Origin of the sequence: Marinilabilia salmonicolor JCM 21150 (assembly GCF_000259075.1) — a bacterium.
In the GTDB taxonomy this organism is placed as follows: Bacteria; Bacteroidota; Bacteroidia; order Bacteroidales; family Marinilabiliaceae; genus Marinilabilia; species Marinilabilia salmonicolor.
Genome location: NZ_AJKI01000015.1, coordinates 78,346 through 102,510, shown reverse-complemented (window position 1 = coordinate 102,510; position 24,165 = coordinate 78,346). Strand labels below are relative to the sequence as shown.

Genomic DNA, 24,165 nt, shown 5'->3' with positions numbered 1-24,165 from the left:
TTTGTTTTAGCAACAATCCTGATAAGATAATTAACAGAATATTCGTTTTCGCTTAAACCGGGAAAACGTAAAATAAAAAGTTATACCAATGAAGATACTGGTTCTCAACTGTGAAAGTTCTTCCATCAAATATCAGTTGTTTAATATGAACGATTCCTCCTGGGAGGTAATGGCCAAAGGAGGAGTGGAGAAGGTAGGCCTCAAGGGCTCTTTCCTGAAACACGAAAAAGATACCGGTGAAAAAGTTTTACTCGAAGGAGAAATTCTGGACCATCAGACCGGAATAGATTATATACTCGGTGTGCTGAACAGCGAAAGACACGGATGTATCAGCGACCTGAATGAAATTGATGCAGTGGGACACCGTGTGGTACACGGGGGAGAGATGTTTAATTCCAGTGTTTTTATCACCGACGAGGTCATTCATAAAATGGAAGATTGTATTGAGCTGGCTCCGTTGCATAACCCGCCAAACCTTAAAGGTATAGGCGCGATTTCGTCTTTATTGCCTGATGTACCTCAGGTTGGTGTTTTTGACACTGCCTTTCACCAGACTATGCCCAAGCACGCATATATGTATGCATTGCCGCAAGCACTTTATAAAAAGTACGGAATCAGACGTTATGGTTTTCACGGAACCAGTCACCGCTATGTGAGTGCCCGTGCCTGTGAGATTTTAGATGTTGATTATAAGAGCCAGCGCATCATTTCCTGTCACCTGGGTAACGGGGCCTCCATTGCTGCCATTCAGAATGGAAAGTCTGTTGATACTTCAATGGGTTTTACGCCTATTGAGGGATTGATGATGGGGACACGTTGTGGTGATTTGGATGTTGGTGCGGTTACCTACATTATGGATAAGGAAACTATTGGTACCCGTTCAGCGTCCACGTTGTTTAACAAACATAGCGGATTACTGGGGATTACAGGTATCTCTTCAGATATGAGAGAGGTCGAGGAGGCTTCCGAAAAGGGTGATGAAAATGCCCGTCTTGCCATGGAAATGTATGATTACCGTATCAAAAAGTACATCGGGTCATACGTTGCTGCAATGGGGGGTGTGGATATCCTTCTTTTTACCGGTGGTATTGGAGAAAATGGAGATATTACCCGTTCCGGAGTTTGTAAAGGTTTAGAGTTTATGGGGGTAGAAATTAATGAGTCCAAAAATAAAGGTTTGAGAGGAAAGGAGATGGACATTAGTACCTCCGAAAGTAAAGTACGTGTAATGGTAGTTCCGACCAATGAAGAGCTCGTTATTGCTCAGGATACAAAAACAATTGTGGAAGAGCTTTCCAATAAATAAATGATTTTTAAGAACAGAAGTCTGGTTTATGCAGGCTTCTGTTTTTTTTGCACTAATTAATCCGGGTCTATGTTTAAACATCTCTCTGATCTCAGGGATTTAGTAGCTCGTGCTGCTTCTCCCAAAAAGCTTGTCCTTGCTGTGTCGCAGGATAGTTTCTCTCTCAATGCACTTCATGAGGCATATCATGCAGGATTAATTATTCCCATTCTGGTTGGCGACCGGGAAGAGACTTTTCATATTATCAGGGAAAAGGAATATGACTTTGAAGGAGTGGAATTTATCGATGAAGCCAATCCTGAAAAGTGCGTGGAAATTGCCGTGCGTAAGGTAAATAGTGGTGAGGCAAATATCCTGATGAAGGGGAAAGTTCCTACTCCTGTTTTGTTGAAAGGAGTTTTGAATAAGGAATGGGGATTAAGATCAGGAAGTTTGTTGTCACACCTGGCATATTTTGAAGTTCCTACTTATCATAAGCTGATTGCTGTCGCTGATGTTGCAATGAATATCGCACCTTCTTTGAAGGATAAAATTGCCATTATTGAAAATTCTGTAAAGTATCTCAATGATTTAGGTATCCAAAAGCCCAAAGTGGCGGTTTTGGGTGCCATAGAGATGGTTAATGAAAGTATGCAGGCGACTACAGACGCGGCTTTGTTGAGTAAAATGAATCAGCGTGATCAGATAAAAAATTGTTTGATTGATGGGCCGCTTGCATTTGATAATGCCGTGAGCTTTGAGAGTGCTCATCATAAGAATATTAAGAGTGAAGTTGCGGGAGATACCGATTTGCTTTTGATGCCGGATATTGAAGTGGGGAATGTTTTGTATAAGAGTCTGGTATTTTTTGCCAAAGCGAAGGTGGCATCTGTAATTTTGGGAGCCTCGGCCCCCATTGTTCTTACTTCACGCAGTGATTCAGAAGAAAGCAAGTTTAACAGTATTTTGCTGGCTGCGCTGGCAAAATAAAAATACTATTTAGTTCCTGTTCATAAACTAAGCGTTTTTCACTTGTTTGAAATAGAAAGTTCAAATTCAAGGCGTGTGAAAAATCTAAACCGCAGAATACTAATGTATTTGAGGATTTAGTTTTTGAGCAACAACGCAGAAGTTGGACTTTATAGACAAACACTATTTACAAATACCTGTAACCAATATCTAAGCATGGAAAAATTTAAGATACTCGTTGTAAATCCGGGTTCTACATCTACAAAAATTGCAGTTTACGAGAACATTAAATCTGTCCTTCTGAAGACTTTACGTCACTCTTCTGAAGAGTTGTCTCCGTTCAATGACATTCCGAGTCAGTATGAATTCCGAAAAAAAGCGGTTCTGGATGAGCTGAAAACTGCCGGAATCGAGGTGGAGGAAATCAATGCTGTCGTGGGTCGGGGAGGCCTCTTGCGTCCGATACCTTCGGGTGTTTATGAGGTAAATGAAACCATGAAAAGTGATCTGAAGAACAGGAGCGGAAAGCAACAACATGCCAGTAACCTGGGAGGTTTGATTGCAGATGATATTGCCAAAAGCATTCCCGGGGCCAGGGCTTTTATTGCTGATCCGGTGGTGGTGGATGAACTTCATGAAGTTGCTCGTATTACCGGATTGCCCGAATTGCCCAGAACTTCTGTGTTTCATGCCCTGAACCAAAAAGCTGTTGCCAGAAATTATGCACGGTCGGCAGAAAAGAAATACGAAGATTTGAACCTCATTGTGGCTCACCTGGGTGGTGGGATCTCAGTGGGGGCTCATCTTAAAGGGCAGATTGTTGATGTAAACAATGCATTGGACGGATACGGGCCCTTTTCGCCCGAAAGAGCAGGAACTCTCCCCTCGGGAGCATTGGTGGATATGTGTTTTAGCGGCAGATATTCGCATGATGAGATGCGCAAAAAAGTTACTGGAAATGGAGGACTTATGGCTCATCTGGGAACCAATCAGGCGCATGAAGCAAGCCGACGGGTACAGGAAGGCGACAAACAGGCCGAATTGGTAATTCATGCTATGGCTTATCAGGTGGCTAAAGCTATTGGTGGCTGTGTGAGCGTTCTGCAGGGGCAGGTTGATGCTGTTCTGATTACGGGGGGAATGGCTCAAAATGATATAGTTGTGGGATTCATTAGGAAATATATCGACTGGATAGGGAATGTTAAAATCTATCCCGGAGAAGATGAAATGTCAGCACTCGCTATGAATGCGCTGGAAGTTTTGCGCGGTGAGCGGGAAGCCAAAATTTATTGAGATAGTTTTCCTGATTGTGCTTTTTGTGGAAAACAGAGCTATATAGTGTCTGTCCATAAAGTATCACTTGCTGCCTTACGCTTGCCGCCAAAATACTCATTTACGTAAGTAAACTGCGCTTTTAGCGGCTATGCAAGCCCCCGATGAAAAATCGGGGCAGGCTTTGCAATTGGCACTTTCTGATCAGACACATGATTACTAAGATGCTTTCCCGACTTTATAGACGGGCACTATATAGTGCTAACAAGAAAACTTCGATATTTTCAATCTTTGATAAGAAAGTCGTCAAGCCTTTGGCGGCCGATGGGAGGCACAATAATATGTCTGAAAATATTATGCGAGAGCGATGCGGTTCCGTCCATTCTTAAATTTTTAATTGTTTTTTTTTAATATGTCATTGGTAGGGTCATGTCCGAAGCAATCTCTATTGAGAAAAACGCTATTTTAAATTATAGTCAATTTAAAATGGATGAAAGGCAAGAAAATTCACTTGCAGTGAACCCTGTTGCATTTTTTTCGTATTATTGGAGAATCTTATTGTAATTCATAAAACAAATCAAATGCTGAGGCATACTCTGTTTATTATTTTTCTGATATTTCACATTTCTGTATTTGCTCAGGTGGGGCATGGAGGAAAACCTTTGTTTAAGAGCGAAGGACAATTGAAAAGTGCCGGAGCAGTTATGAAAAACTCGGAAGAAGAGAAAATTCTTCTGACACCTCCCGCTTATGAAGAGATTAGGATGGATATGGAATCACAGCAAAAAGGACAATCATTTACCTTTGCTTATCCTCATTTTGTAAAACTTTCTCCCGACAATTCAGGTGTAATGGCGGTTTTGGACGATGGCCGATTGATCTGGCAATTACAAATCAGTTCACCGGGGGCCTACTCTTTAAATCTTGTATTTGATAAATTCAGAATGGCCGAAGGGGATTCACTTTTTATTTATGATGCTTCCGGAGGATATGTGTTGGGGGCATTCACAGCTGAAACGAATAAAAAATGGGGTGGACTTGCCACAGCTCCTGTTCCGGGAGATGAAATTGTGGTTGAATGGCGTGGTTACGGACTTTCCAGGGAGGGGGGCAGTTCCATTGAGATCGGGGCTGTTAATCATGATTTTCTCAATATTTTTAAAATCCTGAAAGGTGCCGGTGATTTTGGTTCCAGTGGAAGTTGCCATACCGATTTTACCTGTTTTGAAGATGCAGTAATTGCTGAAAACGGACGATCTACAGGGCAGGTGATTGTGGGTGGTACAGAGTATTGCACCGGTACACTGATGAATAACAGCAACAATGACGGAACACCCTATGTACTTACAGCTGGTCACTGCCTTGGTAATTCAGTGGAGTCGGAGGATATTGTATTTATTATGAATTATGAAGTTCCTGCTTGTCAGGAACAAATTCAGGGAAGTCAGATGCAGAGTCTGGCAGGTTCTCAGTTGCGCGCCTATGCCGACAGACTTGATTTTGCTTTAATCGAAATGACTGAAACACCTCCGGCATCTTATCGTCCGGTTTATGCGGGGTGGGATTTGAATGAATCGCCGGGGACAGGAACACATACGGTTCATCATCCCATGGGAGATGTAAAAAAAGTTGCTGTTGACAATGAGCCTCCAACTCCGGTGACTTTTAATGCATCTTCAGTATTAGGTAATTCGTTCCTTTCAGATGCCCACTGGAAGATAACAGAATGGGATGAAGGAACTACGGAGGCAGGTTCATCGGGTGCCGGCTTATTTCTTGAAGACGGAAAATTTATCGGACTTTTGTCGGGTGGACAAGCGGTTTGCGGAAATCCGGTAAATGATTATTTCGCGCGATTAAACCGAATATGGAATCACTATACAGAAGACACCGCCCGTGTGGATAAATGGCTGAATCCTTTGGGAGACGGTCGAACACAACTGGAGGCTTTTGATCCCATGGGAGGTGCTGTTTTACGGTTGAGCCACTTTGAAACCGCCATGAATCCCCAGCTAAAATCAGTTAATGATGGCACTGGCCCATGGACGGGTCATAATAGTGAGACGATTCAGGCTGTGGCAGAACAATTCGGAGAAGTTGCATCGGCCGAGATATACGGAGTATTTCTGATGCCCGGGATGAATGAACAGCTTGGTGATGGCAAATTGACAGTTAAAATTTGGTCCGGAATTGACAAGCCTGCTTTTGTTGTGGCTGAGAAGATCGTTTCTATCGATAGCAATATCAATAAGGAATTTTTGGTGCTTTTTGATGAACCGGTGGAGGTTTCAGGTCCTTTCTTTGCAGGATACGATCTGGATTATACACCTACCGTAGATAAATGGGCTGTTTATCAGGGCGAATCAGTTAATGGGAAGAATACGATGATGCTAAAATCAACCACAGGCTGGAATCTTTACAATTTGGTCTCTGGGGATGTGTCCTCCGCAGCCTGGATTGATGTGTTGGCAGGTAATATTATATATACCGATACTACCTTTGTTGAACCACCTCCCGAAAATCTCAGTCTTGTGCCCAATCCGGTGAAACAGAATCTTTTTATTTTCTATCCGGAGGATGGGGCCGGGGTGATTACCATTTATAATCTGAAAGGACAGCCTGTCTATGAACGCAATGTGCTTTTATACAACAACCAATGTGAGGTCCCCGGACTTGGTAACAAACTCCCTGAAGGGGTTTATCTCGTTCAATTTCAGATGAATGGTAGGAGTTTGATCAGGAAGCTTATGGTGAAGTAAAATTTGTTAGTTCAATATTTTGAGATTATCAATGCAGAATTCCTGAGGCGTTATCATTTCTCCCGAATCATTTGTTTTGTTGGACGAAAGTGAAAAATGCAATTGATTTACTTCGCCAATTTCCGAAAGATCTACGGTGGTCCATTGCTCAACAATGTAGTCACGCTTCGGATTATCAGATCTGTAATCGGCCAGATAAAAATCCTTACTGCCAGTAACTTCCCCTGAAGCACTGATTCCTGTAATGGTCACTTTAAACCAGTCCGGGTCGGTACTTACCGGAAATCCCATTCTTGGGAAGTCATTGTTGCCATATTTTAGCAGAAAAACCCCCTTAGTGGTATTGTTTATTTCAATGGATTTCAGATCATGGTTGCTGTTATCGTTGAATTTTATGACAGGCACTTCCTGATCCGCACCATTGAGATGCTTTGCCACAGCAAATACATTTTCTGATGAATTGTTGTTGTAAACACTGTTTTCAGGAATCTCTTCTTCTGTTTGTTTGGTGCTGTGAATGTTACTCAGTCCAAATCCGTGCCATGTACTATCTGTGTTTAGCTGCGATGAGAACAACAAATCCTTGTAGATGAAGTTCGGTTCACCAATGGTTCCTGTCCAGGAACTGTCATTATTAAAGTTTTCAGGAAACAATTCTGTAAAGGATGCCAAAACAATTACATCAACGGGAATTGATACTGAGTCTGCACCATAAGGGGTCTCTACGCTGAAAAAATATTCCAGCCGGCCCAGTTGGGTAGCAATATCTTTTAAGATACGGGTATTGTTTTGTATCAACTGATTGTTTTTCTTCCATTGATAACTGGCATCAATGTCATAAGTGATCTTAGGTTCCAGAATTATGGAATCTCCAACGCTTTTTTCAATTTCCGCGTCCTGATTGGCCAGATATATCTCCGGAGATGGAATTGCCTTGGGGGCCTCCTCGCAGGCAAAAAAAACCATTGAAGATGCAAAAAAGGCGACAATGATTATGGAAGAGTTTATCAGCTTATACATTTGTTGTTTTTTCTGTTATTGTAATTAGAGTCTGTCCACAAAGTACCACTTGCTGCGTTACGCTTGCCGCCAAAATACTCATTTACTCAAGTAAACTCCGTTTTTGGCGGCTTCGCAAGCCTTGCAACTGGCACTTTCTGACCAGACACATAACTTTTTACAAACTTTCCCGACTTTATAGACGGGCACTAATTAGAGTAGAGACGTACGATTGTGCCTCTCTACTTTTTGCTATTCATATATCGGTCAATAAATCCGGGCAGGTCTTCAATGGAAATTCGTTTTCCAATGATTTTCTTATCCTCGCCTAAAACATAAACGGTTGGAGTACTGCGAATATCATAGTTTTCGCGGAATCCTGATTGTCTGTATGGATCCCAAACATTGATAAAATCGTATAACTCGTGTTCTTCAATAAATTCTGTCCATTCAGGCTGGTCTCCCTGAGTGTAAACGGCAAATACCTTAACTCCTTTTTCACGGAGTTGCTCCTGGAAAAGGTTATGTAGTTGAGGAATTGCCTTTTTGCAATGGCCGCAATCAGTTTCCCAAAATACAAGAATGGTTGCCGGTGCAACAATTTCGTGAAGTCGATGGTATTCACCGGTGTATGCCTGCATTTTCAGGTCATGAGACTTATTGCCGATAAGGGTAGGTTTAAGTTCCCTGACTCTCGTTTCAAGTTTGGAGAGGAATTCCTCATCAGCCCAGGTTGCGTCGCCCGAGAGGTAATATTTTTCTGCTAGTCCGACCATCATTTTGTCCATGCCCATATATTCACTTTCGTTGGCATAGTTAAAAAGGTAAGATACCAGAAAATTGAACATTTTGGAAGCCGGCCGTGCCTGTTCAATTACTTTAATACTCTCCTTAAGCAGGGTGTCGGGTACCTGCGGAATTACTGAAGAGAAGTATTGTTCCACCTTTTTAGCAAAAAAGGGAGTTCTGAGCAATCTTTCGTCATCCAACGGCATGTTGTCGAAATAATGATTTTTGTAATAGTAAAACCGTTTGATGCGCTGAACAGAGTCTTTGTTTTGCACAGTTTCATCTATGTCAAATTGCGGAACTTCAATTTCCTGCATTCCTTTTATGAAAACACCCAGCATGGAACCCTGACTCTCATTTTGAAGTTGCTCCCATTTATTTTGAACTTTTTCATTCACAGCAGTAAGTTGATTCCTTATTTGAGTCGCCTCATCAGAACCCTGTGCTGCATTTTGAAGTTGGTGTTGCAACGTGTTTGCTTCTTCCTGACGGGCAAGAATAAACCGTTGATAATCATTGAATTTTTTGCTGACTTCGGCCCCGTTAATGTCAAGTGATTGAACCATTTCAGCGGTGTCGGCAGTCAGACTAAAATGTTGATCTGCATCAATCATAAGATCAAAATACTTCTGATTGGGCAGATAAACAACATATAGACCCTGTGGCAAAGACTCTTCCCCTTCAAAAACGGCTGTTCCTTTATTGTCAAAATAACTGGTGTCCTGCACGTGAATACTCTGGTTGTAATAGTATCCAAGTATAAGCGTCGTATCATTAAAAGCCGGAATGTTAACTTTAATTCTGTGACCATTGTTGCCGGATTGTTGTGCCATCCCGGTGACTGAAATAAAAAGGAGGATAAGAACGGTGAGGTTCTTCATAATGGTTGATTTTTAGTTTTGTGGCAATTCTGAATTCAAATTCATAACAACACGGCATGGATGAATCACCCATGCCGCAGAAATAATATTTAATCGCTACTCAGTTAATTTACCGGAGTAGTTTTTTTCTTTAACCAGGTTTGCTCTTCCTTATTCAAAAGAGGAGATAGTTTTTCAAACACTCTTTGGTGGTAATTGTTTACCCACTCTTTTTCACCGGGGCTGAGCATTTCTGCTGAAACCAACGATAAATCAATGGGGCAGAGGGTAAGCGTTTCAAAATCAAAAAATGTGCCGAAATCTGATTCTCCGGCTTCTTTGGTAAGAATCAAATTTTCTATTCTGATACCATACTCCATGGCTCTGTAAACCCCCGGTTCGTTGGAGGATATCATTCCGGGTTCGATTTCAATTCCATTGTCCTGCGACCGAATGCTCTGAGGTCCTTCATGAACATTGAGGAAAAACCCGATTCCATGCCCTGTGCCGTGTCCGTAATTCAATCTGGCTTCCCATAATGGTCGACGTGCCAAAGCGTCCAGATGGACTCCCCGGGTGCCTTTGGGAAAGACTGCTTTGGCAAGTGCAATGTGTCCTTTAAGGACCAGCGTGTAATCTGTTTTTACCTGTTCCTGAACCGGCCCCAATGCTATGGTACGCGTAATATCTGTGGTTCCGGTAGGATATTGACCACCTGAATCCACCAAATAAACACCTTTTGATTCCAGTTTGGTATCAAATTCCGGAGAAACATGATAATGTACGATGGCACCATGAGCTCCATAACCTGAAATAGTGCTGAATGACTCCCCCTGAAACTCCGGATTTTCAGCCCGAAACCGGGTGAGTTGCTTAGATGCTGATAGTTCAGTGATGTTGCCCCCGGGAACTTCCTCTTCCAGCCATTTAAGGAATTTTACCATTGCTACACCATCCTGCACCATCGTTTGACGGATGTTTTGTATCTCAGTCTCTGTTTTAATGGCTTTGAGTTGTGTAATGATACCTGTCCCTTCAATCCGGGGAATGGATTTGGGAATGGCTTCGAAAAGAGCCCAGTTATTTCGGTTGGGGTCAATGCAAACCACCGCGTGTTCAGGCAGGTCGCTCAGGTGACTGTAGATATGCTGATAAAGGTTAATCCGTATGTTTTCGTTGGATAATTTTTTCCCAATGGCCGAGGTCAGTTTGTTGGGGTTGATAAAAAGGGAAACATAATCCTGTGAAATCATTAAAAAAGCATGAAACACAGGGTTGTATGAGATATCGTCACCTCTCATATTCATTAGCCATGCAATCTCATCCAGCGCTCCTGTAACATAGTGGGTTCCTCCCTTTTCTTTCAGTTGCTGACGTACCTGTTCAATTTTTTCTTTTCGCATGAGACCACTGTATTTGTCCGCATGCTCCTTTACGGGGGTGTCAGGAATGGCAGGTCGTGTTTCCCAGACGTCTTCGGCAAGTGTATGTTTTGTTTCCAGAAGTATCTGTTTCTTTTGCAGGGCTTTTCCCATGGCTCTTACTTTCTCCACCGGGAAACAGGTGGCATTGATAGCAACCTTGCTGCCGGGCGAAAGGTTGGCAGAGATCCACTCAATGTAGTCGGGTACATCCGGGAGGCCTTCCTTGACAAGTTTTACCCCTGTACCGGCCAGTTCCACGTCAGCTTGCAGATAGTACCTGGAATCTGTCCATAGGCAAGCACAATCGGCTCCTACAACAAGGGTGCCTGCTGAGCCGGTAAACCCGCACAGGTAGTCTCTTACCTTCCAGTGGTCGGCAAGATATTCACTGATATGAGCGTCACTTCCCGGTATAATGCATACATCAATTCCGTTTGCGGCCATCTTGGTACGCAGGTTCTGAATTCGATCTGAATAGTCTGACATATTGTATCTATTTCTTTGTTTTTATATTGATACCTGCATTCCTGTTGAAGAGAATGAGGGTCGCCAATTTTTTATTTTCAGCAACGTATTCTCCCGAAAAGGAGATTTTATTCGGTTCTCTGATGGTTTTAAACAGGCGCTGATTGTCATGTCTGAAATTTCCGTCAGAAACTTCCCCATGCAGGGTATAGGATAGTTTTGGTGAAATATTGATGTTTGCCGGAGCATTTTCATTAAAAACGGAAAATTCTGTAGTTTGTTCCGATAAAGATGTAATTAAAAGACCATCAGATATTTCAATTTTACCCCGTTTCATCAATTCATCAACGGAGACAAAGCAGAACTGACCATTGAGGTTTAGTTCCTTCACTTTGCCTATGTTAATGCGGGCTGTGTGATTTGAAAAGTCCAGGCTTCCTGCTTCTTCGATATCGACTTGACAATATTTCCCGGAAATTACTGCCGAATTAACATTGTCAATTTTCACACCCGAATTGTGAAGTTCTGCTTTTGAATAATTGATTTTGCTCAATTGAGCTTCGCCAAACGAGAGGTCGGTAATAATTGTATCTGCCTTTTGTAAGCCGCTTTGTATTATGTTTCCATACTCCAGTTTAATATCCATCTTACCGGTAATATCCGTGATGGTAACGTTTCCGAAGCGGTTGATTATCTTGATCTTTTTATTGGCAGGCATAAAAACCTCGTAATTAATCCGGAAAGGATGAGATGAGTGAAATTCTTCATCGAACGCAGTTCGCATAAATGCCATTCCTGCCAATGTGGTTTTATTGATATTCAAACGGTCGAAGACCTCGTCGGCCATATCCCGATATTCGGCCATCACAATGGTTTCGATTTTTATGAGGATGGTATCTTTTAACCATGCTTTAATCTCTATTTCTCCATGCTGATTGTGTATTTCAACTCCTTTAAAATCGTCAGCCATATGGATGTTTTCTTCATCCCTGGTATATGAATGCAGATTATCCTGCTCCTGAGCTTTCAGTGCTGTGCTTCCCAGCATAATCGCCAGGCCCATGGTTATGAGTGATAGATTTTGCATTGTTATATATTTACGATAATAGGTACGAAATGTTTTGATGATTGTGCGTTTTTAATGAATTATAAAGCTCTTTTTTTCTGTCTGTTTTTCAAAGTCATTAAGGTGCTAAGTTAGTGAAAATGCAATGAAAGGGGAAATGGCAATCTTTTGATAACCGGTTAAAGAATGGATTTAAGAAGGGCTCTTACTTAATAATCAAATGCTTGATGAATATTTCAGGATGTGAATTCCTGAGTCCCTGTTCCGACAAAAAGAAATTCTTACATTTGTGGTAACACCAATTTGTAAAAACATAACACTATGTCGGTAGTTCGTTTTGGAGTTTCTCTTGAGCAGGATTTGCTGGATGAACTGGATTTATTTGTAAAGGATAATACTTTGGCCAACCGGTCGCAGGGAATCAGGCGATTGATAAAGAACTATCTGTTTGAGAAAAAGTGGCAGTGCAATAATGTTGTTGCCGGTTCCATAACACTGGTTTACAATCTGCATAAGAATGATTTGACAGCAAAACTGGCAGATATTCAATTTGAGTATCGTGATGTCATTTTGTCATCACAACATTTCTATTTATCAACCGATGAATCATTCGAGATAATTGCTGTCAGGGGAGAGTCAAAAAAGTTAACCGAACTGGCCGACAAAATCAGAGCCATGAAGGGGATTAACAGGGGGAAACTGGCAATGACATCAGCAGGATAACTGGTTTTTAATATGATTTCTAAGAAACATTTTAATATGCAATCAAACTGGGGGTTAAGAGCTTTAAAATTGAGTGTTTTGTTGCTGCTGTTTGCTGTTTTCGGATGTAATTTTAAGAGCGACAATACATCTGATAACAGCATTGAAACTACCGATATGTATGGCCGCACCGTTATGGTTCCTGAAAAAATAAACCGTATAGTTGGTGTAGGTCCAGGGGCGTTACGGTTGCTGGTATATATGGATCTGGTTGATATGGTTTCAGGAATTGAAGACATCGAATTCAGGCCCGGCAGACCCTATGCCTTTGCCCATCCTTCATTAAAAGAAAAACCCGTTATAGGTCCCTATATGGGAGGAGACAGCGAACTCATAGCCATAAATAAGCCTGATGTTATTTTTATGGCCTTTTCATCAGTAAGTGATGCTGACGAACTGCAGGCCAAGACAGGGATTCCTGTTATAGGGTTAAACAGCGGAAACCTCCGGAATGCTCGTCAAACATTTTATCAAGCCTTGTCTCTGATTGCTGAGATTACCGGGAAGGAAGTGCGTGCAGATTCCTTGGTCAGTTTTATTGAGCAGGAAATTGATATGCTCAAACAATTGGCAAGGAAAAAATCTGATAATGCAACAGCTTATATCGGGGGAGTTTCCTACCGGGGAGCTCAGGGAATTGCTTCCACTCAGAGTTGGTTTACTCCGTTTGTATTGACAAGCATATCCAACGTTGCAAAAAATATTGAAGGAAGAGAACCGGTCCAACCTACCGGCATATATGTGGATGTTGAAGAGATTATTGGCTGGAATCCGGATTATCTATTTCTGGATGCTGCAGGTTATGAGCAGGTTTTACCAACCATCGTATCCGGAAGTCCACTTCGAAAAACCATCAGGGCTTTTGACCAGAACCGGGTTTACACATTGATGCCGCACAATTTTTATGCAACAAATTTTGAGACAGTTTTGATTAACAGTTGGTTTGCAGGCAATGTGGTTTTTCCCGATGCCTTTAAAAGTGTCAGTTTTGAAGATAAAGCCCGGGAAATATATAGGTTTATGTTGGGCAGAGATGTTTATGATCAAATGAAAGAGATGTATGAAGGATGGCAACAGTTCTGAAACAGGGGCGCTGATAAGAAACCAACAAAAACGGAGGCTTTATTTTATCCTGTTGTCGGTATTACTCTTGTTTGTTTTGTTTTTTCTGGGTATTTCCATGGGAAGCTCTTTGCTGAGTTTTTCTGACGTTGCTGAAGTCCTGATCGGTGGGGGCAATGAGATCTCCCGCCAGGTGGTTTTTCAGATCCGTCTGCCCAGAATTTTGGCAGCGATTGCCACAGGTGCTGCTTTGTCGGTTTCCGGAGCAGTCATTCAAACGGTGATACGAAATCCGCTTGGATCTCCGTTTACTTTAGGATTGAGCGCTGCATCAGCATTTGGTGCTGCTTTTGCAATAGTTGTCCTGGGTGCTGCAGGCGGCGTGTCACTTCAATTCGGAAGTCTGGCTCAATTTCCATGGATTGTCACGCTCTCAGCTTTTCTTTTTGGTCTTATTTGTGCCTTATTGATTACAGGCTTTGCGCGATGGCGCGGAGCAACACCTGAGATACTCGTAATGGCCGGAATTATTCTCACCTCTCTTTTTCAATCGGGCACCTCTTTGCTTCAATACATTTCTACCGATGTGGAGTTGGCATCGGTAATCAGTTGGATGTTTGGAGATATGGCTAAAGCTACCTGGGATAAAGTCACCATTCAGTTTATTGTTCTGATTCCGGCAATATTATTCTTTGTTTTTAATGCATTTAGTTTTAATGCTTTGAATGCAGGCGATGAAGTTGCTTCCAGTTTAGGTGTAAATGTTGATCGTTTACGTCTATGGGCAGTTGTAGTAGCTTCTTTGTGTGCTGCTGTAGCAACTGCGTTTTTCGGCATTATTGCATTTGTGGGCCTTGTTGTCCCTCATGTCACTCGTTGGCTGGTGGGATATAACGATCGTGTTGTGTTGATAAGTTCTGTAATTATGGGTGCGATATTTCTGTTGCTTGCCGATATAATTTCCAGAACCGTAGTTGCTCCTGTGGTAATTCCTGTTGGTATAGTAACTTCCTTTGTGGGAGCTCCTTTCTTTTTGTTTTTAATCATCCGGAAAGTCCGAAAAGGCAGATAAGATTATGGTTATAGAAGTAGAAAACGTATCGTTTGGTTATTCGGATAAAAAGATACTCCACGGGCTTGATTGTACCTTTGATGGTGGTGAGTTTTATGCGGTTATTGGTCCCAACGGAAGTGGAAAGAGTACATTGATCCGGCTTCTGAATAGATTGCTGATTCCTGACAGTGGAAGTATTCAATTAAACGGCCGTTCTGTGAAGGATTTTCCCAGGCGGTTTTTGGCCCAACACATAGGTTATGTTCCACAATCGGGAGGCAGTTCGGACAACGCCACTGTTTTTGATACAATTTTGTTGGGCCGAAAACCTCATATTAAATGGGCTCCGGGAAAATCTGACTTTCAAAAAACAGAAAGTATTATCCATGATTTTTCACTGGACCATTTGGCACTAAGACTTACCGGAGAACTTAGCGGCGGCGAATTGCAACGGGTGCACATAGCCCGGGCCCTGGTGCAGGAGCCTGATGTGCTTATACTGGATGAACCTACCTCAAGTCTGGACTTAAGTCACCAGATTGATGTAATGAAGATGCTGAAGAAGGTTTCAACAAAAGGCATTACTGTTATCGTAGCTATTCATGATTTGAATCTTGCATTGCGCTATGCAGATCAATTCTTGCTACTGAAGGAGGGACGTATTATTGCAATGGGAGATGAACGGGTTATTTCGGAACAGAATCTCCAGGCTCTTTACGATGTGGAGGTGCAGAAAGTAGATGTTGAAGGACAAAGTTATATCCTTCCGTTGCTGGACTAACAGGTTTGCAATGAAACGCGTATGGCAACGATTGCTTTAAATAGATAATTTATGAATAGTTTAGTTCTCCAAAAAGCAAGGCTTTTTCCTATTAAAGGAATAGATAATGTTGCTGTGTTTTTTAAGGCTGGAGGTCTTTAAGCAATAGCCTGGGGCAAACGACCCAGGAGAATTACAATAAATACACTCCCCTTCTTTTATTGGTTGCAACGGGGCCAATAAGAGAGGGGGAGTGAGGGATACCACTAACCCCTGGACTATTGTTATCAGACTTTCAGCCTGTTTACACCTTACCTGTTTTATGTATAAGGTATGTTAGATAAACTATTTCCATTTAGCCCTAACCTGGATTATTTATGAATTATTCAGGCTAGGCTAAAGAAAAGTAATGATCTGTTTTTAAATTTTTGATATATGATGACTTTTGAACCAATCGGCCGTGTAAAAAACGAACTGACAGAGAAGCGGTTTATTAAAAATGCAGAAAGTATTGTTTCTGAAATATTAATTAATGATCATTTTCTTGATGGTCTGTATAAAATTGAGGAACAGAAATATATTGATGTTCTTTTTGAATTCCATCAGTCCGATGGTTATCAGTTAATAACACCGGTTTTTAACGGAGAAACCCGCGGTGTTTTTGCTTCCCGGAGCCCAAACCGGCCTAACGGAATTGGCGTGACTACTGTTCGATTGATTGAGCGGAAGGGGAACAAACTATTTGTGTCCGGCCTGGATGCATTGAATGATTCTCCGGTTTATGATCTTAAACCAAGTGATTTTTCATTTTATAGAAACCTTCAAAGCAGGGATGACCTCATGCTTTCGCGTCCACGGATAAATATTGAAAAGCATATTTCACGAGGAGAGAGCAGGGCATTGTTACAACAGGCAGGCCAGCTTCATGGTCATTATTGTCCCGGTTTAGCCATGGGGGTGTTGGCCACCATGAATGCGATGGATCTGTTACGTCAGGCATCTGATGGGATGGAGGAACTTCTGGCTTTTGTAGAGACAAATAACTGCTTCTCTGATGGTGTGCAATATATCAGTGGTTGCACTTTTGGGAATAATGCCTTAATTTTTCAGGATTATGGAAAAAATGCAGTAAGCATTGTCAGCCGTGATGGTCGTGGATATCGGGCAAGGGCAAAAAATGATATCAGACAGGTTATTGGAAGTTTATTCCCGGACTTTAACCCGTTGTTTGAAAAAGTTGTGGTGGAGAAAAATCATGAAGGGTCTTTAAAGCAGAGTTTTAAAGAGGTTTCAAAAGATGTTTCTTTTGGAATGCTGGAAATTCCTTTTGATGAAATGTTTGACCTTCAGGAGGTGAAATTGAAAATTCCTGATTATGCACCGATTGAAGAAAGCTCCATTTGTGATGAGTGTGGAGAAGTTTTTATGAGTTCGCGGGGTATATGTCTTAAAGGGAGACGAATTTGTCATGCCTGCAACGACATCCATCATCCTTTTCTGGACGGTTATGGCATTCATTGTGTTTAATCGTCAAAAACAAGGTGTTTGTTCTAATCCTTACGTTTGTTTTGCCGTATAGTAACTAATCACGCCTAAATTTAAACTTAATGATAAAAGAACAACAACTTGTAAAAGCCCTTGACAATTCGGAAGGAATTATTCTGATTACTGAACCGGATGGAACCATAGTGTTTGCCAATAAGACATTCGAGAAGGTGTATGGATATACCAGAGAAGAAGTGCTCGGAAAAAAGCCTTCAGTTTTGAAAAGTGGGTTCCATTCCAAAAAGTTTTATGATGAGTTGTGGCAGAGCATTGCCAACGGGAATAACTGGAGCGGAGATTTGGTGAACAGAAGTAAATCCGGGGAGATTATAGCAGAAAGAGCTTCCATTTCTCCTATTTTTTCTGATGATAATACCAAAATAACCGGTTATATTGCTGTAAAATATAATACCTCAGAGAGAAAGAAGCTTAAGGCTCAACTAGAGGCTAAAGAGCATTTGTTTGAAAAATTGTTTGAAAATTCGCCTGTTGGCATTTTTATGCTACAGGCACTGAAACAGGACGGAGAGGTGGTCGATTTCCTGATTGATCAGGCCAATTTGAAGTCATCTAGTATATTTAACCGCATTTCTTTTATTGGACAATATCTTTCCGGAATTCTGAAAAACGTTGATATTCCTTCTCTTCTAAGAGATTCTCACACAAAACAACATGGGGAGGATGTTTTTGAATGGGAAGATTTATACAATGGGAAGATTCTGGAATTTAAGTTGTTCGGTCTTGGTGGAATGCAATATTGTTTGCTGGTTACGGATGTGAGTGCCAAAGTAAAAATGGAAAACCGACTGAAAGAGAGCGAAGCACATCTGCGAGATTTGAACGACACGAAAGATAAGATATTCAGTATTATTGCGCATGATTTGAGGAGCCCCTTTCAGGCGATTATCGGTTTTGCCTCTTTGCTAAACGATGGTATTGAAGAACAATCGATACCCGAAATTAAAAATATGGCCAGACAAATCAGCAATATGTCTGAACAAACTTATAAACTTCTTGATGATTTGCTTACCTGGTCACGCTCTCAGCTTGGGCAACTTAAACCTGTTCCGGTACCACTGAATCTGAAGCACCTGGTGGAGAGATGTTACAATCAGTTAAGTCTGGTTGCTGATAAAAAAAGCATCAGGTTGAACTGTGATGTTTCTGATGATTTATATATCAGAGCCGATAAGGATATGCTGGAGTTTATTGTACGAAATTTGGTTCATAACGGCATCAAATTTACCAGAAACGGCGGACAGGTTCGTTGTTGGTCAGCACTTGATGGTTCGAAGGCTTTACTGCATGTGGAAGATACCGGAATAGGTATTCAGGAGGTTAAACAAAAGGAAATTTTCTCGCTTTCTGCCAATTTATCCACCTCAGGAACCAGTGAAGAAGCAGGTACCGGTTTGGGATTAATGTTGTCGAAACAGATGGTTGACCTGAATAAGGGAAAGATTTCAGTATTCAGTGAACCAGGGAAGGGTTCCCGTTTTACGGTTACATTTGATGTTTTGTCCGGTTTATAACCACTTTTTACGTCGGAAATAGATGAACATACCAATGACTGAAAGGACAATAACACCCCAGAATGCCGGATATCCGAATTTCCAACTTAATTCGGGTATGTGTTCGAAATTCATTCCGTAAATGCCGGCAATAAAGGTGATGGGAATAAAGATGGTGGCCACAATGGTTAGCACCTTCATTACCTCATTCATCCGGTGTCCCTGATATGAGAAGAACAAGTTGGTAGAACCTTCGGCGCGGGTCATGTTAATATCTGCCTCATCAATAAGCTGCATCAGCTGGTCCTTTAAATCAGAAAAATAAGGGAGTGTATGGAGTGTAATTTGATTGGTCTGCCCTTTTTCTGTAAAAAGGATGGCTTCTTTAATAGGCACTACAGCTTTTCTGAGAGCAAAGAGGTTTCTTTTAATAGCCTCCAGTGAAACGATGTACTCGGGACTGGCTTCCTGCATGATTTTTCCCGGCAGAGTGTCGAGATGCATTTCGATATTGTTCAGGGTAGTGTAGCAATTACCTGTAATTGCATCCAGTAAAAGATATAACAGGTAGTCGGCTCCGCCTTTACGAACTCTTCCTTTTCCTTCTCTAATCCGGGTTCTGATGTGTTCAAAATGATCTCCCTGTTTTTCCTGAAATGAGAGAATGACATTTCCCATGAGGATGAAACTTATTTGCTCTGAGTCAATATTGTGTTGATTGGATGGAAGTAAGGATTTAACAGAAACAAAAAGGTATTCTGGGTAAACCTCAACCTTGGGGCGTTGATTGGTGTCCACAATATCCTGAATGATCAGGCGGTCAATGCCAAACTGTTCAGCAATTTTATGGACCAGAGGCATGTCGTGTATGCCATGCAGGTTAATCCAGTGAACTTCGTTATCGGTGTCACCAATATTGGTTTGTATTAAATCAAAATCGGCTTCGGAACTAAACTCAGCAAAGGTTTGTTCCGAAAACCGAAATAGCTGAACGGCCGGAGAGTCCAGGAACTGCTGTCCCACAAACTGGATGCCCGGTTCAATTGTTTTCCTCTGAAGACGAAATCTGGACATTAAATCTGGTTATTTTTCTTTCAACTCGTTGTTTAAAGATACCATTTTTATGGCAGTAATTGCAGCTTCATCTCCTTTGTTTCCATGTTTTCCTCCTGCCCGGTCAATGGCCTGTTGCTGATTATCGGTGGTCAGAACCCCAAATATAACAGGTTTTCCGTATTTTACATTCAAATGTGTAATGCCCTGGGTTACCCCCTGGCACACAAAATCAAAATGAGGAGTGTCTCCTTTGACTACACAACCCAGGCAGATGACGGCATCCACATCTGTTTTTTTTATGAACTGACGGGCTCCGTGGGTTAATTCAAAACTTCCGGGAACATGAGCCACAATAATATTTTCAGGGCTTGCACCTTCTTTAATTAATGTGTCACGGGCTCCCTGCATCAATGCATCGGTAATCACCGGGTTCCATTCGGAAACAATGATTCCGAATTTCATTTTTTCGGCTGAAGGTACTTGCGTGGGATCGTAATCTGAAAGGTTTTTAAGATTTGTTGCCATGACTTTGCGTTTAGTGCTTTTTTCAACTAAAAAAGGTTGCCCTGATAAAACAGACAACCTTTAATATAATCATTTTCAGGGAAATTTGTTTACGTAAAAAGTAACAAATTATCCGTTTATTTTGGCTCTGGTAATGTACTTGTCAATTTGACGCGCTTCAGAGCTGTTTTTGTAATCATCCTTGATTTTGGTATAGACCTCAATGGCCTTCTCTTTATCTCCTGATTCTTCATACAGAAGTCCCAGTTTGAAGAGATAAGTCGGGGCAATGATTTCATTATTCATCTTTGAGGCTTTGTTGTACCATTTAATTGCTTCATCATTATTGCCCATTTCGAGGTAAGCATCACCAATAGCGCCCTGTGATGTTGCCATTACGATGGGTTCATCGGTAGAAAAGCCTTTCAGGTACTCTATAGCATTTTCATATTCACCAAGGTTCAGGTAGCATGTCCCTGCATAATATTCAGCAAGTTCACCCACATCGGTGGCTCCGTACTGATCGATAATCTCCAGAAATCCCGGATTCATGCCATCCCCATTCAGAGCAAGGTTAAAACTATCGGTCTGAAAGTATTGCTGAGCCTGAAACACAATTTCCTGAGCTTCTTTTTGTAAAGGCTCCATATATAATTTCTTAAAAGCCCAGTAGCCACCTACAATAACAATTAATGCAATGGCTGCAAAACTTATCAGCTTTTGATTGTCTTCAATGAATTGTTCGGTTTTTGTCAATGCCGATTCTACATTTTCAAAGCTGTCTTCGTGTTGTTGGTTTTTTGCCATATCTGATTTTAATTTTTTTTCCGTAGGCAAATGTAATTCTTTTCACTATTATTCAAAACAGAGAACAGCAAAAAAAATAGTCCAACCAGGCTTTTCCTCATTTTTCTTTGCTTATTTTTGTTGTTTAGAATAAGTATTTTTTCCTTTTCCTAACCGCCCTTGGACATAAGACAGGTCTGGTGTAAACATGCTGAAAGCCTGAGAGCAATAGCCCAGAGTAATGCCCTGGGTTTAAAGGTATCCCTTACGTCCCTCTCATTATTGGTCGCAACGCGACCAATAATGAGAGGGGGGAGTATTTAATTACAATTCTCCAGGGGCGTTGCCCCGGGCTATTGCTTAAAGACCTTCGGCTAAAAAAACACAACAAAATTATGTATTCCTTTAAAAGGAAAAAGCATCGCTTTTGGAGGACTGCTTTATTGATGAATTATCCTTTTGAGTTGTTCAATTATCAAAATAGTCAATCAACCGCAAATAAAAAGGATGCAGGAAATAATAGATTGTTTTCAAATCTATTTTATTGAGGATGATGGTAGTTTTCAGATATCTGGACATCGGGTTAGATTAATTTTTAATAATGCATGTTAAGTCCGGGTGTTTCCGGTAATTATTTTTAAATCATACTGATTGTGTATCTTAAGCATCTGAATATACTTAATTACAAGAATGTTTTGCAGACTGAGTTGGAGTTTTGCGACGGAATTAACTGTTTGGTTGGTCCTAATGGTGCCGGCAAAACCAATTTGCTGGATGCTGTTTATTACCTTTCTTTTTGTAAGAGTTATTTTAATTCCATCGACAGTCAGAATATTTGCCACGAGGAAGATTTTTTTGTTATTCAGGGAGCTTTTGAGCGAAACGATTTGGAGGAACAGATATATGTGGCTCTGAAAAGAAATCAGAAAAAGCAGTTTAAGCGTAATAAAAAAGAGTATTCAAGACTCTCAGAGCATATAGGCCTTCTTCCTCTGGTAATGATTTCTCCCTCGGATGAGCGACTGATTCTTGAGGGTAGTGAGCAGAGAAGAAAATACATCGACAGTGTAGTCTCTCAGTATGACAAGCCCTATCTTGAAAAAGTAATCAGGTATAACAGGGCTTTGATGCAGCGCAATACCTTGCTTAAGAAGAGTGACCAGCTGACAGGTGCTTTAAATGCTCAGTTTGATGTCTGGGATGAGCAAATAGCTCTTTTGGGACAACAAATTTTTGAACAAAGAACCGGATTTATTGAGCAGCTTGTGCCGGTGTTCAGGGAGTTTTATCAGCAAATAAGCGGGGGAAATGAGGAGGTGGATATCGAATATAAATCACACCACCAGTCGGGGAGTGTGCTCGAAAAGCTTCGGGAAAACCGAAAACGAGATCTGATACTTGGATATACAACCAAAGGGATTCATAAGGATGACCTTAACCTTTTGCTAAGTGGACAACCTGTTAAAAAGGAAGGGTCACAGGGCCAGAAAAAATCGTTTCTGATTGCCCTGAAACTTGCCCAATATGAATTTCTCTCACGCCACAATGGGTTTGGCCCCATATTATTGCTCGACGATGTATTTGACAAACTGGATCAGGAGCGGGGTAACAATTTAATTCAACTGGTTTCGCAAGACCGGTTCAGACAAATATTTATTACAGATACTCAAAAGCAAAGGCTGACCGAAATTGTGGAGAAAACAGGTAAGGAGAATCGTTTTTTTGAGGTTACTAACGGAAACGTTCAAATTTAACAATACCATGAGCTATAAAAACCGGGATATACGAAAGAATTCTGTTCAACCACTGCAGGATATTTTACGTGAAATAATTGGAAAAGAACCTTCCATTTCAAAAGGGATATACAATTCACGCATCCCCGGAGCATGGAATGAGGCTGTAGGACCATCAGCTTCAAGGGTTACCAAAAATGTGTGGTTTCGTAACGGAGTGGTTTATGTGACTCTTCACAGCAGTGTTATCCGGAATGAATTAATGCTGCAACGCGATGCTATTATTCGCAATATGAATGAAAATATAGGGAGTTCGGTGGTGAAAGAGTTGGTGCTGAGATAGGTTGAAGTATAAAATGTATTCTATCACTGGCGTCCGGAGTAACTATTTTTTGATAAGAGGTTGGCAGAGGGCAGGGCGGCGTCGCCGCCCTGCCCTCTGCCAACCTCTTCCATCTTAAAGTGAAAGTACGTTCATTGCGAGGGCTCAGCCCGAAGCAATCTCAGAATATATATATACGCGACTATAAACTACAACCTTTATTAGCCATATGTGATTGATAATTAATATTTTAACATGCACGAAGGTTCCTGTGTGTATATGATTACTCGTTAATTAACAGGGGGATGACTGTTGAATTTTATTTTTTCTTCAGTACATAAAACACTGAATTTGGGGCTATTCTGTCAATTCGTTTTGTGGGATGGTATTTTAGGTTAAATTTCAGAATTCCGGAGATGAATTTATCAAATAGAACATAGGGCTTGTAAAATTGAAGTGGCTTTTGAAATAAACGGCCAAATACCTTCTTGATATGTGTGGTAAGACTAAAACAAAATGATCGTGAAATAACTTCCACCGGTTGAGAACTAAACAAAGTTTCGAAGAAATTTAGAGGAATTCCCCTTTCGTTTTTTGTCAGTCCCGGTCTCGGGGCTCTCCAGTCACCCATCGACTGAACTGGCTCCCGTAGCAAAAGGAATCCATCTGGTTTTAAGACCCGGATCATTTCACTCAAAACAAAACCGACATTCGGAATGTGATGCAAGGTTCCAAAACAGGTAATTAAATCAAAAGTTCTGTCTTCAAAATTTAGTTTGCCTTCCGGTGTGGGCTTTACATATTCAGGGATGATGTGTTTGATCGCTTTACTAATCAGTTGTTCAGATGGTTCTACAATGATCAGGTGTTCAATTGATTCAATAATGGGTTCAATTTCATATCCCCGGGCAGCACCAAAACCCAATACTTTGTTGAATCTTTTTGCCGGTAATTTTGAAAATCCATGAACGATATTCAGGTTGTGATAGGAGTATTCGGAGGGTGTTTTTCCTTTATGGTCGATGTTTGCATAGGCCTCAGATTCTTCTTCGTACCACTTCTTGATCAAATCAATCTCCAGGTTATTTCCGTATAGTTTTCTGCCCGTCAGGTATTCGTTCATAAATTTTGCAATAATATTTGTTAGGGCAGCAAATGTATGATTTTTTGCGCAAGTCGGCC

The 24,165-nt window shown here is 41.2% G+C and carries 20 protein-coding genes; 12 read left to right on the top strand and 8 right to left on the bottom strand.

What is annotated here, in order from left to right; genetic code table 11:
• The first annotated feature begins 88 nt into the window (after positions 1–88).
• From W7W_RS0110220 to W7W_RS0110200, 4 genes are all read left to right on the top strand, one after another.
• Entirely contained in the window at positions 89–1,306 is a 1,218-nt protein-coding gene (locus W7W_RS0110220) for an acetate/propionate family kinase (protein ID WP_010663673.1), read from the top strand.
• Between the two features lie 69 nt (positions 1,307–1,375).
• A complete protein-coding gene (locus tag W7W_RS0110215; RefSeq protein ID WP_010663672.1) occupies positions 1,376–2,275 on the top strand; it encodes a bifunctional enoyl-CoA hydratase/phosphate acetyltransferase in 900 nt (299 codons plus the stop codon).
• Between the two features lie 195 nt (positions 2,276–2,470).
• Positions 2,471–3,547, top strand: a complete 1,077-nt coding sequence (gene buk, locus W7W_RS0110210) for a butyrate kinase (RefSeq protein ID WP_010663671.1) — start codon at positions 2,471–2,473, stop codon at positions 3,545–3,547.
• A 560-nt stretch (positions 3,548–4,107) separates the two neighbouring features.
• Positions 4,108–6,285: a trypsin-like peptidase domain-containing protein gene (locus W7W_RS0110200; protein ID WP_010663670.1), complete on the top strand. Its 2,178-nt coding sequence runs from the start codon at positions 4,108–4,110 to the stop codon at positions 6,283–6,285.
• A gap of 6 nt (positions 6,286–6,291) precedes the next feature.
• On the opposite strand, the gene W7W_RS0110195 is transcribed toward W7W_RS0110200, so the two are convergent.
• From W7W_RS0110195 to W7W_RS0110180, 4 genes are all read right to left on the bottom strand, one after another.
• Positions 6,292–7,305: a DUF4465 domain-containing protein gene (locus tag W7W_RS0110195; protein WP_010663669.1), complete on the bottom strand. Its 1,014-nt coding sequence runs from the start codon at positions 7,303–7,305 to the stop codon at positions 6,292–6,294.
• 221 nt (positions 7,306–7,526) lie between these two features.
• Positions 7,527–8,954 (bottom strand): thioredoxin-like domain-containing protein, encoded by a 1,428-nt coding sequence (locus W7W_RS0110190; RefSeq protein WP_010663668.1) that lies wholly within the window; start codon positions 8,952–8,954, stop codon positions 7,527–7,529.
• 104 nt (positions 8,955–9,058) lie between these two features.
• Entirely contained in the window at positions 9,059–10,843 is a 1,785-nt protein-coding gene (locus W7W_RS0110185; protein ID WP_010663667.1) for an aminopeptidase P family protein, read from the bottom strand.
• A 7-nt stretch (positions 10,844–10,850) separates the two neighbouring features.
• Entirely contained in the window at positions 10,851–11,909 is a 1,059-nt protein-coding gene (locus tag W7W_RS0110180; protein WP_025007032.1) for a hypothetical protein, read from the bottom strand.
• A gap of 300 nt (positions 11,910–12,209) precedes the next feature.
• On the opposite strand from W7W_RS0110180, the gene nikR reads away from it, so the two are divergent.
• From nikR to W7W_RS0110145, 6 genes are all read left to right on the top strand, one after another.
• Complete coding sequence (gene nikR, locus W7W_RS0110175; RefSeq protein WP_010663665.1) at positions 12,210–12,611, top strand: nickel-responsive transcriptional regulator NikR; 402 nt, start codon at positions 12,210–12,212, stop codon at positions 12,609–12,611.
• 36 nt (positions 12,612–12,647) lie between these two features.
• A complete protein-coding gene (locus W7W_RS0110170; protein ID WP_025007033.1) occupies positions 12,648–13,733 on the top strand; it encodes an ABC transporter substrate-binding protein in 1,086 nt (361 codons plus the stop codon).
• Positions 13,711–14,784, top strand: coding sequence for a FecCD family ABC transporter permease (locus tag W7W_RS0110165; RefSeq protein ID WP_010663663.1), 1,074 nt, complete (start codon positions 13,711–13,713; stop codon positions 14,782–14,784). Before W7W_RS0110170 ends, W7W_RS0110165 begins: the two co-directional genes overlap by 23 nt.
• Positions 14,785–14,788: 4 nt before the next feature.
• A complete protein-coding gene (locus W7W_RS0110160) occupies positions 14,789–15,547 on the top strand; it encodes an ABC transporter ATP-binding protein (RefSeq protein ID WP_010663662.1) in 759 nt (252 codons plus the stop codon).
• A gap of 414 nt (positions 15,548–15,961) precedes the next feature.
• Positions 15,962–17,053: a TrmO family methyltransferase domain-containing protein gene (locus W7W_RS0110150; protein WP_234408771.1), complete on the top strand. Its 1,092-nt coding sequence runs from the start codon at positions 15,962–15,964 to the stop codon at positions 17,051–17,053.
• 80 nt (positions 17,054–17,133) lie between these two features.
• Positions 17,134–18,603, top strand: a complete 1,470-nt coding sequence (locus tag W7W_RS0110145) for a sensor histidine kinase (RefSeq protein ID WP_010663660.1) — start codon at positions 17,134–17,136, stop codon at positions 18,601–18,603.
• Here W7W_RS0110145 and corA read toward each other — a convergent pair.
• The 3 genes from corA to W7W_RS0110130 form a co-directional block, all read right to left on the bottom strand.
• On the bottom strand, positions 18,598–19,656 hold the full coding sequence (gene corA, locus W7W_RS0110140) for a magnesium/cobalt transporter CorA (RefSeq protein ID WP_010663659.1): 1,059 nt from the start codon (positions 19,654–19,656) through the stop codon (positions 18,598–18,600). The two genes, W7W_RS0110145 and corA, sit on opposite strands and share 6 nt — an antisense overlap.
• A 9-nt stretch (positions 19,657–19,665) precedes the next feature.
• On the bottom strand, positions 19,666–20,163 hold the full coding sequence (ribH, locus tag W7W_RS0110135) for a 6,7-dimethyl-8-ribityllumazine synthase (RefSeq protein WP_010663658.1): 498 nt from the start codon (positions 20,161–20,163) through the stop codon (positions 19,666–19,668).
• A gap of 108 nt (positions 20,164–20,271) precedes the next feature.
• Positions 20,272–20,949 carry a tetratricopeptide repeat protein gene (locus W7W_RS0110130; protein WP_010663657.1) on the bottom strand — a complete coding sequence of 226 codons (678 nt, stop codon included), beginning with the start codon at positions 20,947–20,949 and terminating at the stop codon, positions 20,272–20,274.
• Between the two features lie 632 nt (positions 20,950–21,581).
• On the opposite strand from W7W_RS0110130, the gene recF reads away from it, so the two are divergent.
• The gene (recF, locus tag W7W_RS0110120) at positions 21,582–22,682 is read left to right on the top strand and encodes a DNA replication/repair protein RecF (protein WP_010663656.1); all 1,101 of its coding nucleotides are present in this window, start codon (positions 21,582–21,584) and stop codon (positions 22,680–22,682) included.
• Positions 22,683–22,689: 7 nt separating this feature from the next.
• A complete protein-coding gene (locus tag W7W_RS0110115) occupies positions 22,690–23,004 on the top strand; it encodes a DUF721 domain-containing protein (protein WP_010663655.1) in 315 nt (104 codons plus the stop codon).
• Positions 23,005–23,302: 298 nt separating this feature from the next.
• Here the strand turns inward: W7W_RS0110115 and W7W_RS22880 are convergent, their stop codons facing one another.
• Positions 23,303–24,106: a class I SAM-dependent methyltransferase gene (locus tag W7W_RS22880; protein WP_010663654.1), complete on the bottom strand. Its 804-nt coding sequence runs from the start codon at positions 24,104–24,106 to the stop codon at positions 23,303–23,305.
• Positions 24,107–24,165: the final 59 nt, after the last annotated feature.

Excerpts from the sequence above, each read along its gene's own strand:
- W7W_RS0110220 (WP_010663673.1), top strand. The coding sequence starts at position 89 with ATGAAGATACTGGTTCTCAACTGTGAAAGTTCTTCCATCAAATATCAG.
- W7W_RS0110215 (WP_010663672.1), top strand. The coding sequence starts at position 1,376 with ATGTTTAAACATCTCTCTGATCTCAGGGATTTAGTAGCTCGTGCTGCT.
- buk (WP_010663671.1), top strand. The coding sequence starts at position 2,471 with ATGGAAAAATTTAAGATACTCGTTGTAAATCCGGGTTCTACATCTACA.
- W7W_RS0110200 (WP_010663670.1), top strand. The coding sequence starts at position 4,108 with ATGCTGAGGCATACTCTGTTTATTATTTTTCTGATATTTCACATTTCT.
- W7W_RS0110195 (WP_010663669.1), bottom strand. The coding sequence starts at position 7,305 with ATGTATAAGCTGATAAACTCTTCCATAATCATTGTCGCCTTTTTTGCA.
- W7W_RS0110190 (WP_010663668.1), bottom strand. The coding sequence starts at position 8,954 with ATGAAGAACCTCACCGTTCTTATCCTCCTTTTTATTTCAGTCACCGGG.
- W7W_RS0110185 (WP_010663667.1), bottom strand. The coding sequence starts at position 10,843 with ATGTCAGACTATTCAGATCGAATTCAGAACCTGCGTACCAAGATGGCC.
- W7W_RS0110180 (WP_025007032.1), bottom strand. The coding sequence starts at position 11,909 with ATGCAAAATCTATCACTCATAACCATGGGCCTGGCGATTATGCTGGGA.
- nikR (WP_010663665.1), top strand. The coding sequence starts at position 12,210 with ATGTCGGTAGTTCGTTTTGGAGTTTCTCTTGAGCAGGATTTGCTGGAT.
- W7W_RS0110170 (WP_025007033.1), top strand. The coding sequence starts at position 12,648 with ATGCAATCAAACTGGGGGTTAAGAGCTTTAAAATTGAGTGTTTTGTTG.
- W7W_RS0110165 (WP_010663663.1), top strand. The coding sequence starts at position 13,711 with ATGAAGGATGGCAACAGTTCTGAAACAGGGGCGCTGATAAGAAACCAA.
- W7W_RS0110160 (WP_010663662.1), top strand. The coding sequence starts at position 14,789 with ATGGTTATAGAAGTAGAAAACGTATCGTTTGGTTATTCGGATAAAAAG.
- W7W_RS0110150 (WP_234408771.1), top strand. The coding sequence starts at position 15,962 with ATGATGACTTTTGAACCAATCGGCCGTGTAAAAAACGAACTGACAGAG.
- W7W_RS0110145 (WP_010663660.1), top strand. The coding sequence starts at position 17,134 with ATGATAAAAGAACAACAACTTGTAAAAGCCCTTGACAATTCGGAAGGA.
- corA (WP_010663659.1), bottom strand. The coding sequence starts at position 19,656 with ATGTCCAGATTTCGTCTTCAGAGGAAAACAATTGAACCGGGCATCCAG.
- ribH (WP_010663658.1), bottom strand. The coding sequence starts at position 20,163 with ATGGCAACAAATCTTAAAAACCTTTCAGATTACGATCCCACGCAAGTA.
- W7W_RS0110130 (WP_010663657.1), bottom strand. The coding sequence starts at position 20,949 with ATGGCAAAAAACCAACAACACGAAGACAGCTTTGAAAATGTAGAATCG.
- W7W_RS0110115 (WP_010663655.1), top strand. The coding sequence starts at position 22,690 with ATGAGCTATAAAAACCGGGATATACGAAAGAATTCTGTTCAACCACTG.
- W7W_RS22880 (WP_010663654.1), bottom strand. The coding sequence starts at position 24,106 with ATGAACGAATACCTGACGGGCAGAAAACTATACGGAAATAACCTGGAG.